Below are 15379 nucleotides of genomic sequence, written 5' to 3'. Positions count from 1 at the left end.
CTCCGGCTAGTTCATTCAGGTAACTAGGATGGCACGTCAGGCCGCGCCCGCCAATCGCGCGGCTTCTTCCAGGTCTACGCTGACCAGACGGCTGACGCCCGGCTCGCGCATGGTCACGCCCGACAGCTGGTGCGCGGCCTCCATCGTCGCCTTGTTGTGGCTGACGAACAGGAACTGCACCTTTTCGCTCATTTCCTTGACCATGTTGGCCAGGCGGCCGACGTTGGCTTCATCCAGCGGCGCGTCCACCTCGTCCAGCAGGCAGAACGGCGCGGGATTGAGCTGGAAGATGGCGAACACCAGCGCCACCGCGGTCATCGCCTTCTCGCCGCCGGACAGCAGCGAGATGCTGGACACGCGCTTGCCCGGAGGACGCGCCATGATGGTCACACCGGTGTCGAGCAGGTCTTCACCGGTCAGTTCCAGGTAGGCGTGGCCGCCACCGAACAGGCGCGGGTACAACGCCTGCACGCCAGCGTTGACACGATCAAAGGTGTCCTTGAAACGACCGCGGGTCTCGCGGTCGATCTTGCGGATGGCGTCTTCCAGGGTTTCCAGCGCGGTGGTCAGGTCGGTGTGCTGCGAATCCAGGTAATCCGAGCGCTGCGAAGCCTCGCCGTATTCGTGGATGGCGGCCAGGTTGACCGGCTCCAGCCGGCGCATGCGGCCGTCGATCTGGTGAACGGCCTGCTCCCAGTCGCCCAGGCGGGCATCCTCGGGCAATGCGTTGAGCACGTCCTGCAGCACGAAGCCGGCCTTCTCCACCGCCGCCTGCAGGGTCTCCGCGCTGAGCACCAGCGCCTGCTGGTCCAGCTTGCGCTGCGAAATGCGCTCGCGCTGGGCCAGCGCCTGCTCGTCACGCTGGTGGCGGGTCTGTTCGTAGTTGCGCAGCTCGGCGTCGATGCCGTCCAGCAGCGTGCGCGCCTCGGTCAGCACGCGATCCGCGCGCACGCGCTCTTCCAGCGCGTTCTGGTGCTCGGCCTGCAGCGATTCGACCGGCGAATCGCCTTCATCCAGCTGCGAATGCAGTTCGCCCAGGCGCGAATCCAGCTGCCCGCGCTGGGTGCCCATGCGCTCCAATGCCTGGCTCAACGAGGCGAGCTGCGCCCGCTGTGATTCCAGGGTCAGCGCCAGCGAGTGCGAGCGCTCACGCACCGCGCGTGCAGCATCGCGCGCCAGGTCGCGGGCCTCGGTCAGCTGGCGGCGCTCGCCCTCCAGTCGCTGCCGGGTCGATTCCAGGTCGCCCATGCTGCTGACCGCGTTCTCCAACCGTGAGCGCGCTTCACGCGCCTGCTCGTTGTTGGCTTCCAGCGTTTCCTGCAACTGCTTCAGCTCACCTTCGATGCGGTCGATACGCGTGCGCGCCGCTTCCACCTTGCCCTGCTGGCCCTGCAACTGGCCCGCCAGTTCAGAGACCGCACGATGGGCCTGGTACAGCGCACGCTGCGCGTCTTCGCGCTGCTGCTCGGCGGCCTGCAGCTGCTCACGGAAACCACTCAGCTGTTCTTCCAGCTCGGCCTCGCGGTCCTGCAGCTGCTCGATCTGCTCACGCAGTTCATTGATCTCACGCTCGCGCAGCAGCGCGCCCTGCTGGGCTGCACCGGAGCGCGATACGCGCAGCCAACCCTGGCCCAGGCGCTCGCCGCTCTGGGTGATGATTGAATCGCCTTCCGGAAGGCTGCCCTGCAACGCCTTCGCTTCGGAAAGGTCCTTTGCTGCATGCAGGTGTGCCAGCAGGCGACGGATCGCTGCCGGGCCACGTACGCGGGCGGCCAGCGAGGTCGGTGCGACCTTCAGGTCCGCGCCATCGTTGGCAACCAGCGCGATGTGGCCCTCGCCCAGTTCGCCGAGGGCATCGACCAGGCTGGCCGGATCATCAACCAGCACGCCTTCGATCAACTGGCCGAGCGCGCTTTCCACGGCATTTTCCCAGCCGGCATCAACGTCCAGGCGTTCGCCGACACGCGCTGCCGAATCCAATCCACGCGCCTTCAGCCAGGCCACGGCCGCACCCTGCTCCTGGCCCAGCGCGGCCTGCTGCAGGGTTTCCAGCGAGGCCAGGCGGCCACGCAGGCCGTTGGCCTGCTTGCGCAGTTCGGCCAGTTCGTTCTGGCCATTGCGCTGCTGTTCCTGCACCGCCGCCACGCCCTGCTTGCGCAGTTCGACGTCTTCGCTCAATTCATCCAGCGCGGTCTTCTGCGTGTCGTGCTGCAGGTGCAGCTGCTCGAACGTTTCTTCCAGCGCATCCACGTCCAAGCCGGCGCGCTCGGCGGCCAGGGCTTCACGACGCCGGTCGGCGTCAAGGATCTGCTTGTCCAGATAGTCCACGCGCGTGCGCTCGACATCGCCGGCGCGCGAGGCCTCCGAACTCTGCGAGGTGTGCTGTTCCCAGCGCTGCTGCCAGCTGCCCAGCCGGTCCTCGGCCTCGCGCAGGCTTTCCTGCTTGATCTCGTTCTCTTCCTGCAGCTCCTCCAGCTGCGGGGTGGCAGCCTCCACCGCCTCGCGCAGCACCCTCAGCTTGGCCTCGTCGCCGCTGATGTGCTGGCCCAGTTCGGCCAGCGCCTGCTGCGTTTCATCGCGCGCCTTGTGCAGGCGCTGCGACAGCTCACGCTGGTGCTGGATCTGCTGCTCCAGGCGGGCCAGCGTGCTGCCGACCTGGTAGACCGCAGCCTGCGCGGTGTTGAGCGCGTCGGCGGCCTCTTCGCGCCGCGCACGCGAGGTCTCGATGCGGGCCTCGGCATCACGCTGGTCGGCGATCAGCTGCTGCAGCTTGGTCTCTTCCTGCGACAGGCCTTCGCGCAGCTTCGACAGGCGTCCGTCGAGACCACGGAATTCCAGCGCCTTCCACTCGGCATCCTTGACCCGGCGCTCTTCCTGCAGGGCCTGGTACTGCTCGGCCTGCTTGGCCTGGCGCTTGAGGTGTTCGAGCTGCTTGCTGATCTCGTCGCGCAGGTCGCCCAGCCGGTCCAGGTTCTCGCGAGTGTGGCGGATGCGGGTCTCGGTTTCCTTGCGGCGCTCCTTGTACTTGGAGATGCCCGCCGCCTCTTCCAGGTACACGCGCAGGTCTTCCGGGCGCGCTTCGATGATCTGGCTGATCATGCCCTGCTCGATGATCGAGTAGCTGCGCGGGCCCAGGCCGGTGCCGAGGAACAGATCGGTGATGTCGCGGCGGCGGCACTTGGTGCCGTTGAGGTAATAGTTGCTGGTGCCGTCGCGGCTGACCGTGCGCTTGACCGAGATTTCGTTGAACGAGGCGTACTCGCCGGAGATCGTGTGGTCGGAGTTGTCGAAGATCAGCTCGACCGTGGCCTGCGAGACCGGCTTGCGGGCATTGGACCCGGAGAAAATCACGTCGGTCAGCGAGTCGCCACGCAGGCGGCTGGCCGAACTCTCGCCCATGACCCAGCGCACGGCGTCGATGATGTTCGACTTGCCGCAGCCATTGGGCCCCACCACGCCGGTCATGTTGGTCGGCAGGTGCAGGGTGGTCGGATCGACGAACGACTTGAAGCCGGACAGCTTGATCGTGGAAAGACGCATAGGGGTTCCGGACTGGGGCCGGCAAGCGGCCTGCGTTTACCCTCCAAGTCATTGATCCTGTTGGGATCGATGCCCGTGGAACGGGTGTGACGCCCTGAGTATACCGATGTGGCCGTGTTCTACGAATGGGCGTGGAACATTGTCCAGCCCCACCCCGCCGGCCGAGCGCGGCCCGACACCACGAAACGGAGCCATAAAACAAAACGGGCACCCTTGCGGGCGCCCGTTCTGCGGTGATTCCAGGCCTTTCGGCGTGGGATCAGGCTTCGGCGACGACGACGACCTTGACGGTGGTCTCGACGTCGGCGTGCAGGTGGATCAGCACGTCGTATTCGCCGATGTTGCGGAAGGCGCCTTCGCCCAGGATGACTTCGCTCTTGCTGACCGGCAGGCCGGCAGCGGTGAAGGCATCGGCGATTTCACGGGCGCCGACCGAGCCGTACAGCTTGCCTTCGGTCGAAGCGTTGGCCGGGATGGTCACGCTCGCGCCTTCCAGCTTGGCCTTGCGGGCGTCAGCGTCGGCGTGGATGGCCTGGGCCTTGGCTTCGTACTCGGCGCGCTTGGCTTCGAACTCGGCCTTGTTGCTCTCGGTGGCCGGAACGGCCTTGCCCTGCGGCACGAGGAAGTTACGGCCGTAGCCCGGCTTCACGTCGACCAGGTCGCCCAGGTTGCCGAGGTTGGTGACTTTCTGCAGGAGGATCAGCTGCATGGTATTGCTCCAGATGAGTTATTCGTTAGCGAGGCGATGCCCCGCAACAAAGGCTGTCCGAATAGCTGGCACAGCGGGGGCGGCACCGGGCCGCCCCGCCGGGCATCAGACGTCGTGGTTGTCGGTGTACGGGATCAGGGCCAGGAAGCGAGCGCGCTTGACGGCGGTCGCCAGCTGGCGCTGGTACTTCGACTTGGTACCGGTGACGCGGCTCGGCACGATCTTGCCGTTCTCGGTCAGGTACTGGCGCAGGGTGTTGAGATCCTTGTAGTCGATCTCCTTCACACCTTCAGCCGTGAACTTGCAGAACTTGCGGCGACGGAAGAACTTGGACATGGGAAGGCTCCTTAGGCGGCGGAAGCGGCGTCGTCGCCGGCTTCGTTGTCAGCGGTGGTGGTGGACTCGCCTTCTTCGTCGTCACGACGACGGCGCTCACCGCGCTCCGGCTTGTCACCCTTCTCGTCCTTGCTCTTCATGATCAGCGACTGCTCGGTGTCAGCCTCGTCACGCTTGATGACCAGGTTGCGCAGCACGGCGTCGTTGAAGCGGAAGCTTTCGGTCAGCTCGTTCAGCACGGCCTGGTCGGCTTCGATGTTCAGCAGCACGTAGTGGGCCTTCACCAGGTTCTGGATCGGGTACGCCAGCTGGCGGCGGCCCCAGTCTTCCAGACGGTGGATGGTGCCGTTGCCGTTCTCGACCAGCGACTTGTAGCGCTCGATCATGGCCGGGACCTGCTCGCTCTGGTCCGGGTGGACCATGAACACGATTTCGTAATGACGACTCATGTTTTTTTCTACCTTTCGGATGTGGCCTTGCGGCCGGACAGCCCCCCGCCGTTGATACCGCGGTGGGGCAAGGATCCCCGCCAGGAAGGCAGGAAGCCGCGCATTATGGCGCAGATGGGGTGACCGGGCAACCGGGGTGCCCTGGAGCTCCTGAACCGGGATGCCCTTCACCCGTGCCGACCAAGGTCGGCAACTACCCAGGCGGCCCTCAGGCCTTGTCGGCGTCGGTGGTGAAGCTCTCGCCGCAGCCACACTCGGCGGTGGCATTCGGGTTGCTGAACGTGAACGTCTCGCTCAGGCCGTGCTTGCCGAAGTCGATCACGGTGCCGTCCACCAGCGCCAGGCTCTTGGCATCGACGTAGATCTTCACGCCGTCCTGGTCGAACACGGTATCGCCCTCGCGCTCGTCGCGGGCCAGGTCGGTGATGTGACCCCAGCCCGAGCAACCGGTCTTGGTCACGCCGAAACGCAGGCCCAGCGCGCCGGGGGTCTGGGCGACAAAGCGCTGCACGCGCTCGAAGGCAATGGGGGTCAGGCTGACGGCCATGGGGCTACTCCAGAGGTACGGGGACATTATAAGGAGCCGTTGCCGCGAAAAATGCCTCGCAAGCAGAACGCTGCAACCGGTAAACTCCCGTGTTCACAGATCGAGTCGATCAGCAGAGGATTCAAGTCATGACGGTGGTCAGCGTTGAACATGCGCTTGCCGGGAAGATCCCGGAAGGCGGCGAAGTCACGGTACGCGGATGGGTGCGCACGGTGCGCGGTTCAGCGAATCTGGCTTTCGTGAATGTGAGCGACGGCTCCTGCTTCGCCCCGATCCAGGTCGTGGCCGGCGACAGCCTGGCCAACTTCGACGAGATCAAGCGCCTGACCAGCGGCTGTTCGGTCATCGCCACCGGCACCCTGGTGAAGTCGCAGGGCAAGGGCCAGTCGTTCGAGATCCAGGCCAGCACGCTGGAGGTGGTCGGCTGGGTCGAGGACCCGCTGACCTACCCGATCCAGCCCAAGCCGATGTCGCCGGAATTCCTGCGCGAAGTGGCCCACCTGCGCCCGCGCACCAACCTGTTCGGCGCGGTCACCCGCATCCGCAACTGCCTGGCCCAGGCCGTGCACCGTTTCTTCCACGAGAACGGCTTCAACTGGATCAGCACCCCGATCATCACCACCTCCGACGCCGAAGGCGCCGGCCAGATGTTCCGCGTGTCCACCCTGGACATGGTGAACCTGCCGCGTGACGAGAAGGGCGCGATCGATTTCAGCCGCGACTTCTTCGGCAAGGAAACCTTCCTGACCGTGTCCGGCCAGCTGAACGTCGAGGCCTACTGCCTGGCGCTGAGCAAGGTCTACACCTTCGGCCCGACCTTCCGCGCCGAGAACAGCCACACCACCCGCCATCTGGCGGAGTTCTGGATGATCGAGCCGGAAATCGCCTTCGCCGACCTGGCCGAAGACGCGCGCCTGGCCGAAGAGTTCCTGAAGTACCTGTTCCGCGCGGTGCTGAACGAGCGCAGCGACGACCTGGCCTTCATCGCCGAGCGCGTGGACAAGAACGCGATCACCAAGCTGGAAGATTTCATCAACGCGCCGTTCGAGCGCATCGACTACACCGATGCGGTCAGCCTGCTGCAGAAGTCCGGCAAGAAGTTCGACTTCCCGGTCGAATGGGGCCTGGACCTGCAGACCGAGCACGAGCGCTGGCTGACCGAGGAACACGTCGGCCGCCCGGTGGTGGTGACCAACTATCCGGAACACATCAAGGCCTTCTACATGCGCCTGAACGACGACGGCAAGACCGTGGCCGCGATGGACGTGCTGGCCCCGGGCATCGGCGAGATCATCGGCGGCAGCCAGCGCGAAGAGCGCCTGGACGTGCTGGATGCGCGCATGGCCCAGTTCGGCCTGGATCGTGAGCACTACAGCTGGTACCGCGACTTCCGCCGCTATGGTTCGGTGCCGCACGCGGGCTTCGGCCTGGGCTTCGAACGCCTGGTGGTCTATGTCTGCGGCCTGTCCAACATCCGCGATGCGATCCCCTACCCGCGCGCCCCGGGCAGCGCGGACTTCTAAGCCCCACACGATCACGGAGGTACCGCTCCCATGACCCTGTTCTTCGCCCTCTGTTTCGTCGGCGTTGCAGTGGCCGGGTTCAGTGCCTTCGTGATCTTCTGGCCGCTGACCCTGGTGCACGTGCGCGACCGCCACCCGGCGCTCGCCGAGCGCTTCGGCAGCGGCGCCTTCCTCAAGCCCGATGCCCTGGCCTGGCTGCTGCGCCGCGACTATCGCCAGCAGCCCGACCGCTCGCTGTCCGGGCTGGCGACGCCGGCCTGGGTATCGCTGCTGACCCTGCTGGCCGGACTGGGCATGGCCGCCCTGCTCTGGCTGGCCTCGCTCTGGTAACACATCCATGAATGACATCACCGCCTCGCGCGACAGCTGGTGGCTGGCCAGCCTCGGCAACACCCTGATCTGGGCGCGCCTGCGCGTGCGCCCGGCCGGCACCGCCGAAGTGCTCGACAGCGATGGCAACACGCTGAGCTATGACAGCGAAGACACTGCCCGTTCGCAGTTGTTCGACGCCGAGTTCGTCGAGTACGACGGCCTGGACGAGGAGGACGCGCTGGTGCGCGGCTTCAGCCTGCACGAAGTGCAGCCGCCGCAGGCCGACAGCGACGAGGGCCTGCGTGGCCGCATGATCCAGTCGCTGGGCGGGCGCGCCTGACCCCTGCATGTTCACCCCGCGCGCCTTCGCCGAGACCGACCTGCTCTGGCTGGACCGCCTGCTGGCGCGCGACCCGTTCGTCACGGTGCTCACCGTCGGCAGCGATGGCCTGCCGGAGCTGACCCGGATGCCAGTGCTGTACCGGCGTGACGGCGACCAGATCGAACTGCGCGGCCACTGGGCCCGCGCCAACCCGCAGTCGCGCCACAGCGGCGCGGCCAAGGTACTGGTCGATGGCCCACACGGCTACGTCTCGGCCAGCTGGTATCCGGACAAGGAACCCGCCGCGCGGGTACCCACCTGGAACTACGCCGCTGCCGAGCTGCGTGGCCAGCTGCAGACCTTCGACGACGCTGATGCGCTGGCCGAACTGGTTGGCGCGATCAGCGACCGCTTCGAGGCCAGCGTCGGCCAGGCCTGGCAGTTCGATGCCACGCGTGCCGAACACGGCCCGGAGCTGCGCGCCATCGTCGGCTTCCGGTTCCAGGTCGAGCAGGTGCAACTGAAGCTCAAACTGAGCCAGAACCATCCCGACGCCAACCAGCGCGCGGTGATCGCCGAACTGGAACAGCTGGGCACACCCTCTTCCATCGAGTTGGCGCAGTGGATGCGCTGGCACCGCGAACAGGCCGCCCGCAGCGACTGAACGCCCAAGATTCCCGCAACGACGCAGCCGGATGGCTGCGGCGCGCCCCCACCCGACGCCAGGGACCCTTACATGAAAGACATCCACAAACTGCTGCAGAACAACCGCGACTGGGCCGACCGCATCGAAAAGGAAGACCCCGAGTTCTTCCACCAGCTGGCCAAGCAGCAGCACCCGGAATACCTGTGGATCGGCTGTTCCGACTCGCGCGTTCCGGCCAACCAGATCATCGGCATGGCGCCGGGCGAAGTATTCGTGCACCGCAACGTGGCCAACGTAGTCGCCCACACCGACCTGAACTGCCTGAGCGTGGTGCAGTACGCGGTGGACCAGCTGAAGGTGAAGCACATCCTGATCGTCGGCCACTACGGTTGCGGCGGCGTGCATGCCTGCCTGCACAACACCCGCGTCGGCCTGGCCGACAACTGGCTGCGCCACGTCGGCGACGTAATGCAGAAGCACACCGGCATCCTCGATGCGATCGACACCGATGAGCTCAAGCACGCGCGCCTGTGCGAACTGAACGTGATCGAGCAGGTTGCCAACCTGTGCCGCTCCACCATCGTGCAGGACGCCTGGGCCCGCGGCCAGAAGCTGATGGTGCACGGCTGGGTCTACAGCCTGAAGGACGGACGCGTGCGCGAGATGGGCATCGACGTCGGTTCGCAGGAAGAGCTGCAGCCCGCCTATGAAAAGGCCCTGTCCTACGTTCCGCGCAAGGGCAAGCGCGACTGATTCCCTACGGAAGACCACCATGCTCGCTTCGCCGATCAACCTGCACGCCTGGATCGAAGAACACCGCCACCTGCTGAAGCCGCCGGTGGGCAACAAGATGATCGACAATGGCGACTTCATCGTAATGGTGGTGGGCGGGCCGAATTCGCGCACCGACTATCACTACGACGAAGGTCCGGAGTGGTTCTACCAGCTCGAAGGCGAGATGGTGCTGAAGGTGCAGGAAGACGGCGCGGTGCGCGACATTCCGATCCGTGCCGGTGAGATCTTCCTGCTGCCGGCGAAGGTGCCGCACTCGCCGCGGCGCCCGCCCGGCGGTATCGGTCTGGTGGTCGAGCGCAAGCGCCTGCCGCATGAGATGGACGGAGTGATCTGGCATTGCGAACGCTGCAACCACAAGCTGCACGAAGAGTATTTCGCGCTGCTGAACATCGAGACCGATCTGCCGAAGGTGTTCGCGCGCTACCACGCCAGCCTGGAGCTGCGTACCTGCAGCCAGTGCGGGCACGTGGATCCGCTGCCGACGCCGGCGGCGGGCTGAGCCCCGAACGGTAGTCGCCCACCTTGGTGGGCGCTTGCTCGCTCCCGCCCTGGTAGATGCCCGGCGCTTGCTCGCTCCCGCTCTGGTAGATGCCCACCTTGGTGGGCACTTTCTTGTACGTGCGCCAACCAAGGTGGGCGACTACCGGATCACACGGCGCTGGTGCCGGTCCGGCTGCTACCGGGCCATGCCCCAGACGCTACACTGGCGGTCCCGTTGCAGCCTGTTGCCCGACCATGTCCGACCTGCTCAGCCGCACCCACGCCATTGCCCTGGACGCCGCCGATCCGCTGCGCCCGCTGCGCAATGAATTCCTGATTCCGCGCCACGGTGGTGGCGAGCAGACCTACTTCGTCGGCAACTCGCTGGGCCTGCAGCCGCGTGGCGCGCAGGCGGCCGTGCAGGAAGTGATGAAGCAGTGGGGCGAGCTGGCGGTGGAAGGCCACTTCACCGGCCCCACGCAGTGGCTGTCCTACCACCGCCTGGTGAGCGCGCAGCTGGCCCGCGTGGTCGGTGCGCTGCCCAGCGAAGTGGTGGCGATGAACACGCTGAGCGTGAACCTGCACCTGATGATGGTCAGCTTCTACCGGCCCACGGCCGAGCGCCCGGTGATCCTGATGGAAGCCGGCGCATTCCCGACCGACCGCCATGCGGTGGAGGCGCAGATCCGCTTCCATGGTTTCGACCCGGCCGAGTGCCTGGTGGAAGTGCAGCCGGACGAGGTCAACGGCACGATATCGCTGGCAGCGATCGAACGCGCCATCGCCGAACACGGCCCGCGCCTGGCGCTGGTGCTGTGGCCAGGCGTGCAGTACCGCACCGGCCAGGCCTTCGACCTCGATGTGATCACCCGTGCCGCCCGCCTGCAGGGCGCACGCATCGGCTTCGACCTGGCGCACTCGGTCGGCAACCTGCCGCTGCGCCTGCATGACATCGCACCCGATTTTGCCGTGTGGTGCCATTACAAGTACCTCAACAGCGGCCCGGGCGCAGTGGCTGGCGCCTTCGTGCACGAGCGCCACCACCGCGATACCACCCTGCCGCGCTTTGCTGGGTGGTGGGGCCATGAGGAAGCCACACGCTTCCAGATGGCACCGCAGTTCACCCCAGCCATCGGCGCCGAAGGCTGGCAGCTGAGCAACCCGCCGATCCTCGGCCTGGCGCCGCTGCGGGCCTCGTTGGACCTGTTCGAGCGCGCCGGCATGGAGGCGCTGCGCAGCAAGTCACTGGCGCTGACCGGCATGCTCGAAGCGCTGGTGCGCGCGCGCCTGTCCAGCGTGCTGGACATCATCACCCCGGCCGAGCCGCAGCGCCGCGGCTGCCAGTTGTCGCTGCGCGTGATCGGTGGCCGCGAACGTGGCCGCGCACTGTTCGAACACCTGCGCGGCATCGGCGTGCTCGGCGACTGGCGCGAGCCCGACGTGATCCGCATCTCGCCCACGCCGCTCTACAACCGCTACCTGGACGTGCATCACTTCGTCGAGGAAGTGGAAGCCTGGGCCGGCCTCTAAGCCGGCCTCTCCCCTACTGCTGGACAGTTCGTTGATCGCACACGCTTCCCGCTCGTTGAGCATTATCGGTGCCGGCCTCGCCGGGTCCCTGCTGGCCATCCTGCTGTCACGCCAGGGCTGGCGCATCACCCTGTACGAACGCCGCGGCGATCCGCGCGTGGCCGACTACGAGAGCGGACGCTCGATCAACCTGGCGCTGGCCGAGCGTGGGCGCAACGCGCTGCGCCAGGCCGGTGTGGAAGACGAGGTCATGGCGCGCGCGGTGATGATGCGCGGCCGCATGGTGCACCCACGCGACGGCGAACCGCAGCTGCAGCGCTATGGCCGTGATGACAGCGAAGTTATCTGGTCGATCCACCGCAGCGACCTGAACACCACGCTGCTGGAACTGGCCGAACAGGCCGGCGCCACCGTGCACTTCCATCGCCGCCTGCATACCGTCGATTTCGATGCCGGCTACGCGCGCTTCATCGATGACCGCGACGACAGCCCGCACGACATCCACTTCGACACCCTGATCGGTGCCGACGGCGCGGGCTCGGCACTGCGTGCGGCGATGAACCGCCGTGCACCGCTGGGTGAGGACATTGCCTTCCTCGACCATTCCTACAAGGAGCTGGAGATCCCGCCGGCCGCCGATGGCAGCTTCCGCATCGAGCGCAATGCGTTGCACATCTGGCCGCGTGGCCACTACATGTGCATCGCCCTGCCCAACCACGAAGGCACCTTCACCGTCACCCTGTTCCTGCCCAACCAGGGCGATCCCAGCTTCGCCACGATCAATACCGGCGCGCAGGCCGAGGCGCTGTTCGCGCGCGAGTTCGCCGACACCCTGCCGCTGATCCCGAACCTGCGCGCGGACTGGGAACAGCACCCGCCAGGCCTGCTCGGAACACTCACCCTGGAACGCTGGCACCAGCAGGGCCGTGCCGTGCTGATCGGCGACGCCGCGCATGCGATGGTGCCGTTCCACGGCCAGGGCATGAACTGCGCGTTCGAGGACTGCGTTGCGCTGGCCCGCCACCTGATGGAGGCCGATGATCTGGAAGGTGCGTTCGCCGCGTTCGAAGCCGAGCGCAAGCCGAACGCACGTGCCATCCAGCAGATGGCGCTGGAGAACTACCTGGAGATGCGCGACCGCGTCGCCGATCCCGCATTCCTGCTGCAGCGCGAACTGGAGCAGGAACTGCAGCGGCGCTGGCCGACCCGCTTCGTGCCGCACTACACGATGGTCACCTTCCTGCACACGCCGTACGCCGAGGCGCTGCGCCGCACCGAACTGCAACGCGACATGCTGGTGGCCGCCACCACCGGCCATGATTCACTGGACAACATCGACTGGGCCGCGCTGGAAGCGCAGATCCACGCGCAGCTGCCGGTCCTGGAGGGCGCGCACTGATGGCTGACAGCTTCCTGTTCTACGATCTGGAAACCTTCGGCCAGGACCCGCGGCGCACGCGCATCTCGCAGTTCGCCGCCATCCGCACCGACGCCGATCTCAATGAAATCGACACCCCGGTCAGCTTCTTCGTGCGCCCGGCCGATGACCTGCTGCCCTCGCCGATGGCCACCCTGGTTACCGGCATCACCCCGCAGCAGGCAATGGCCGAGGGCATCAGCGAGGCCGAGGCCTTCGACCGCATCAACGAGCAGCTGTCGCGCCCCGGCACCTGCGCGCTGGGCTACAACACGCTGCGCTTCGACGATGAGTTCGTCCGCTACGGGCTGTTCCGCAACTTCCACGACCCGTACGAACGCGAGTGGCGCAACGGCAATTCGCGCTGGGACCTGCTGGACATGCTGCGGCTGATGCGCGCGATGCGCCCGGACGGCATCCAGTGGCCGCTGCGCGAGGATGGCGCCACCTCGTTCAAGCTTGAGCACCTGGCCGAGGCCAACCACGTGCGCGAAGGCGATGCGCACGAAGCACTGTCCGACGTGCGCGCCACCATCGGCATGGCGCGGCTGTTCAAGCAGTCGCAACCACGCCTGTGGGACTACGCCCTGAAGCTGCGCGACAAGCGCTTCGTCGGCGGCCTGCTGGACGTGGCCGCGATGAAGCCGGTGCTGCACATTTCCATGCGCTACCCGGCCAGCCGCCTGTGCGCGGCACCGGTGCTGCCGTTGGCCGTGCACCCGACCATCAACAACCGGGTGATCGTGTTCGACCTGGAAGGCGAGATCGACGACCTGCTGGAACTGCCGGCCGAGGTGATCGCACAGCGCCTGTACATGCGCGCCAGCGAGCTGCCCGAAGGCGCGGCACGGGTACCTCTGAAGGAAGTGCATCTGAACAAGGTGCCGGCGCTGATCGCCTGGAACCACCTGCGCGCCGATGACCACGCGCGCCTCGGCCTGGATGTGGCTGCGATCGAAGCCAAGGTGGAACGCCTGCGCGCGTTCGCCCCGCAGCTGGCCGAAAAAGCCCGGCAGGTCTACAACCAGCCCCGCGCCGCCACCGTGGCCGACGTCGATGCCTCGCTGTACGACGGCTTCCTAGGCAACGGTGACAAGCCGCTGCTTGCGCTTGCACGCACCACTGCGCCCGAGCAGCTGGCCGCGCTGGAAGGTCGCTTCCGCGACCCGCGCCTGCCGGAGCTGCTGTTCCGCTACCGCGCGCGCAATCATCCCGACAGCCTCGCGCCGCCTGAACGCCAGCGCTGGCAGGATTACCGCCGCCAGCGCCTGCTCGGAGACGGCGGCCTGGGCGAACTCAACCTGCCCCAGTACCAGCAGCAGCTGGATGCACTGGCCGCCGAAGCGCCCGATGACACCCGGCGCCAGGCCCTGCTGCAATCGCTGCGCGACTGGGGCCAGCACCTGCAGGAGACGCTGTGAGCACTTATTTCTCGGACGCCAGCTTCAAGTTCCTGCGCAGCCTTGCGCGGCACAACGACAAGGCCTGGTTCAACGATCACCGCCAGCAGTATGAAGACCATGTCCGGCAGCCATTCCTGCGCCTGCTGGGTGACCTGCAGCCGGCGCTGGCCGAGATCAGCGAGCACTTCCGCGCCGATACCCGCGGCGTCGGCGGCTCGCTGTTCCGCATCCATCGCGACGCGCGCTTCTCCAACGACAAATCCCCGTACAAGACCTGGCAGGGTGCACGCCTGTTCCATGAGCGCCGCCGCGAAGTGGCCGCGCCCTCGTTCTACGTGCATCTGCAGCCGGGCGAGAGCTTCGTCGGCGCCGGCCTGTGGCATCCAGAACCCGAGACGCAGCGCCGCGTGCGCCACTTCATTCTCGACAACCCCGGCAGCTGGAAGGCCGCTGCGCATGCCCCGGCGCTGCGCAAGCGCTTCGATTTCGAGGAGAGCGAGAAGCTGGTACGGCCGCCGCGCGGCTTTCCGGCAGACTTCGAGTTCATTGACGACCTCAAGCACCGCAACTGGGTGATGTGGCGCTCGCTGGACGACGCCACCATGACCGGCCCACGCCTGCTGTCCACGCTGGGCAAGGACCTGGCGGGGCTCGGCCCGTTCGTTGACTACCTGTGCGCGGCGCTGGACCTGGAGTTCTGAGCCGCATCACCTGCCGTTCACCACTGGCTGCCTTACTTGCGGCAGTCTGGACAGCATGAAGAAGCTCACTGCACTGGCTGTGCTGCTCGTCCTGGCCTTGGCTGCGTGGTGGTTCGGCGGCCCGTACATGACCGTGCACGGCCTGTCCAAGGCCATCGAAGAACGTGACACGGCGCGACTGCAACGCTATGTCGATTTCCCTCGCGTGCGCAGCAGCCTGCGCGCGCAGCTCAACGACTATCTGGTCCGCCAGGCCGGCCCGGATGTAGCGGCCAGCCCGTTCGGCGCCCTGCTCTACGGGCTGGGCGACCAGCTCGGTGGTGCGGCGGTGGAGACGATGGTGACCCCGACCGGCATCGGCGCGATGCTGCAGGGCCACGTGCTGTGGAAGCGCGGCCACAATGAACTGCAGGGCGGTGATGCCTTCGGCGCGACCGAGCCGGCACGGCCATTGAAGAACGCCGAGCATCACTTCGAAGCGCTGGACCGCTTCGTGATCGACGTCGATCGCGGCCCCGACCAGCCGCCGATGAAGGTGGTGCTGGAACCGCAGGGCCTGCGCTGGAAGGTGGTGGACCTGCAGTTGGGGATGTCGGGCAGCCCGTGACGGGTCATGCCCTTCGACGGCGCTGCTTTCGGTAGGTGCCCACCTTGGTGGGCATGGATCCA

16 protein-coding genes are annotated in these 15379 nt (G+C 66.7%); 11 read left to right on the top strand and 5 right to left on the bottom strand.

Translation table 11 applies throughout. The features are described from left to right. Positions 1 to 36: 36 nt before the first annotated feature. The 5 genes from smc to R1H25_RS05985 form a co-directional block, all read right to left on the bottom strand. Entirely contained in the window at positions 37 to 3540 is a 3504-nt protein-coding gene (smc, locus tag R1H25_RS06005) for a chromosome segregation protein SMC (RefSeq protein ID WP_317223034.1), read from the bottom strand. Between the two features lie 259 nt (positions 3541 to 3799). Beyond that, positions 3800 to 4249, bottom strand: a complete 450-nt coding sequence (gene rplI, locus R1H25_RS06000; protein ID WP_049408589.1) for a 50S ribosomal protein L9 — start codon at positions 4247 to 4249, stop codon at positions 3800 to 3802. Between the two features lie 105 nt (positions 4250 to 4354). Beyond that, on the bottom strand, positions 4355 to 4585 hold the full coding sequence (rpsR, locus tag R1H25_RS05995) for a 30S ribosomal protein S18 (protein ID WP_002804494.1): 231 nt from the start codon (positions 4583 to 4585) through the stop codon (positions 4355 to 4357). Between the two features lie 11 nt (positions 4586 to 4596). Further along, positions 4597 to 5034 (bottom strand): 30S ribosomal protein S6, encoded by a 438-nt coding sequence (gene rpsF, locus R1H25_RS05990; protein WP_049445625.1) that lies wholly within the window; start codon positions 5032 to 5034, stop codon positions 4597 to 4599. A gap of 208 nt (positions 5035 to 5242) precedes the next feature. Continuing rightward, positions 5243 to 5581 carry an iron-sulfur cluster assembly accessory protein gene (locus R1H25_RS05985; RefSeq protein ID WP_006376495.1) on the bottom strand — a complete coding sequence of 113 codons (339 nt, stop codon included), beginning with the start codon at positions 5579 to 5581 and terminating at the stop codon, positions 5243 to 5245. A 128-nt stretch (positions 5582 to 5709) separates the two neighbouring features. Here R1H25_RS05985 and asnS point away from each other — a divergent pair, with 128 nt between their 5' ends. The 11 genes from asnS (at position 5710) to R1H25_RS05930 (ending at position 15317) form a co-directional block, all read left to right on the top strand. Then, complete coding sequence (gene asnS, locus R1H25_RS05980) at positions 5710 to 7104, top strand: asparagine--tRNA ligase (RefSeq protein ID WP_317223033.1); 1395 nt, start codon at positions 5710 to 5712, stop codon at positions 7102 to 7104. A gap of 30 nt (positions 7105 to 7134) precedes the next feature. After that, positions 7135 to 7434 (top strand): hypothetical protein, encoded by a 300-nt coding sequence (locus R1H25_RS05975; protein ID WP_005417403.1) that lies wholly within the window; start codon positions 7135 to 7137, stop codon positions 7432 to 7434. Positions 7435 to 7441: 7 nt separating this feature from the next. After that, complete coding sequence (locus tag R1H25_RS05970) at positions 7442 to 7756, top strand: hypothetical protein (protein WP_006453002.1); 315 nt, start codon at positions 7442 to 7444, stop codon at positions 7754 to 7756. Positions 7757 to 7763: 7 nt separating this feature from the next. Continuing rightward, positions 7764 to 8402, top strand: a complete 639-nt coding sequence (locus R1H25_RS05965; RefSeq protein ID WP_049445630.1) for an FMN-binding negative transcriptional regulator — start codon at positions 7764 to 7766, stop codon at positions 8400 to 8402. A 72-nt stretch (positions 8403 to 8474) separates the two neighbouring features. Next, entirely contained in the window at positions 8475 to 9137 is a 663-nt protein-coding gene (gene can / locus R1H25_RS05960) for a carbonate dehydratase (protein ID WP_049445632.1), read from the top strand. A gap of 19 nt (positions 9138 to 9156) precedes the next feature. Continuing rightward, complete coding sequence (locus R1H25_RS05955; protein WP_049445634.1) at positions 9157 to 9678, top strand: 3-hydroxyanthranilate 3,4-dioxygenase; 522 nt, start codon at positions 9157 to 9159, stop codon at positions 9676 to 9678. Between the two features lie 236 nt (positions 9679 to 9914). Further along, entirely contained in the window at positions 9915 to 11189 is a 1275-nt protein-coding gene (gene kynU, locus R1H25_RS05950) for a kynureninase (RefSeq protein ID WP_317223032.1), read from the top strand. A gap of 31 nt (positions 11190 to 11220) precedes the next feature. Then, complete coding sequence (locus tag R1H25_RS05945; protein ID WP_317223031.1) at positions 11221 to 12588, top strand: NAD(P)/FAD-dependent oxidoreductase; 1368 nt, start codon at positions 11221 to 11223, stop codon at positions 12586 to 12588. Next, positions 12588 to 14027 (top strand): exodeoxyribonuclease I, encoded by a 1440-nt coding sequence (sbcB, locus tag R1H25_RS05940; protein ID WP_317223030.1) that lies wholly within the window; start codon positions 12588 to 12590, stop codon positions 14025 to 14027. Before R1H25_RS05945 ends, sbcB begins: the two co-directional genes overlap by 1 nt. After that, entirely contained in the window at positions 14024 to 14710 is a 687-nt protein-coding gene (locus tag R1H25_RS05935; RefSeq protein WP_088479863.1) for a DUF2461 domain-containing protein, read from the top strand. The genes sbcB and R1H25_RS05935 overlap by 4 nt, the downstream gene beginning before the upstream one ends. Positions 14711 to 14765: 55 nt before the next feature. Further along, complete coding sequence (locus tag R1H25_RS05930) at positions 14766 to 15317, top strand: DUF2939 domain-containing protein (protein ID WP_317223029.1); 552 nt, start codon at positions 14766 to 14768, stop codon at positions 15315 to 15317. Positions 15318 to 15379 lie beyond the last annotated feature (62 nt).

Source organism: Stenotrophomonas veracruzanensis (genome assembly GCF_032911525.1).
Classification (GTDB): Bacteria; Pseudomonadota; Gammaproteobacteria; order Xanthomonadales; family Xanthomonadaceae; genus Stenotrophomonas; species Stenotrophomonas africana.
This window is presented reverse-complemented; position numbering and strand designations above follow the sequence as displayed.

Bases quoted from the DNA above. Each gene is read 5' to 3' on its own strand.
- R1H25_RS05965 (WP_049445630.1), top strand. From the start codon at position 7,764: ATGTTCACCCCGCGCGCCTTCGCCGAGACCGACCTGCTCTGGCTGGAC.
- rpsR (WP_002804494.1), bottom strand. From the start codon at position 4,585: ATGTCCAAGTTCTTCCGTCGCCGCAAGTTCTGCAAGTTCACGGCTGAA.
- R1H25_RS05975 (WP_005417403.1), top strand. From the start codon at position 7,135: ATGACCCTGTTCTTCGCCCTCTGTTTCGTCGGCGTTGCAGTGGCCGGG.
- smc (WP_317223034.1), bottom strand. From the start codon at position 3,540: ATGCGTCTTTCCACGATCAAGCTGTCCGGCTTCAAGTCGTTCGTCGAT.
- R1H25_RS05970 (WP_006453002.1), top strand. From the start codon at position 7,442: ATGAATGACATCACCGCCTCGCGCGACAGCTGGTGGCTGGCCAGCCTC.
- sbcB (WP_317223030.1), top strand. From the start codon at position 12,588: ATGGCTGACAGCTTCCTGTTCTACGATCTGGAAACCTTCGGCCAGGAC.
- R1H25_RS05930 (WP_317223029.1), top strand. From the start codon at position 14,766: ATGAAGAAGCTCACTGCACTGGCTGTGCTGCTCGTCCTGGCCTTGGCT.
- rpsF (WP_049445625.1), bottom strand. From the start codon at position 5,034: ATGAGTCGTCATTACGAAATCGTGTTCATGGTCCACCCGGACCAGAGC.
- R1H25_RS05955 (WP_049445634.1), top strand. From the start codon at position 9,157: ATGCTCGCTTCGCCGATCAACCTGCACGCCTGGATCGAAGAACACCGC.
- R1H25_RS05985 (WP_006376495.1), bottom strand. From the start codon at position 5,581: ATGGCCGTCAGCCTGACCCCCATTGCCTTCGAGCGCGTGCAGCGCTTT.
- asnS (WP_317223033.1), top strand. From the start codon at position 5,710: ATGACGGTGGTCAGCGTTGAACATGCGCTTGCCGGGAAGATCCCGGAA.
- kynU (WP_317223032.1), top strand. From the start codon at position 9,915: ATGTCCGACCTGCTCAGCCGCACCCACGCCATTGCCCTGGACGCCGCC.
- can (WP_049445632.1), top strand. From the start codon at position 8,475: ATGAAAGACATCCACAAACTGCTGCAGAACAACCGCGACTGGGCCGAC.
- rplI (WP_049408589.1), bottom strand. From the start codon at position 4,249: ATGCAGCTGATCCTCCTGCAGAAAGTCACCAACCTCGGCAACCTGGGC.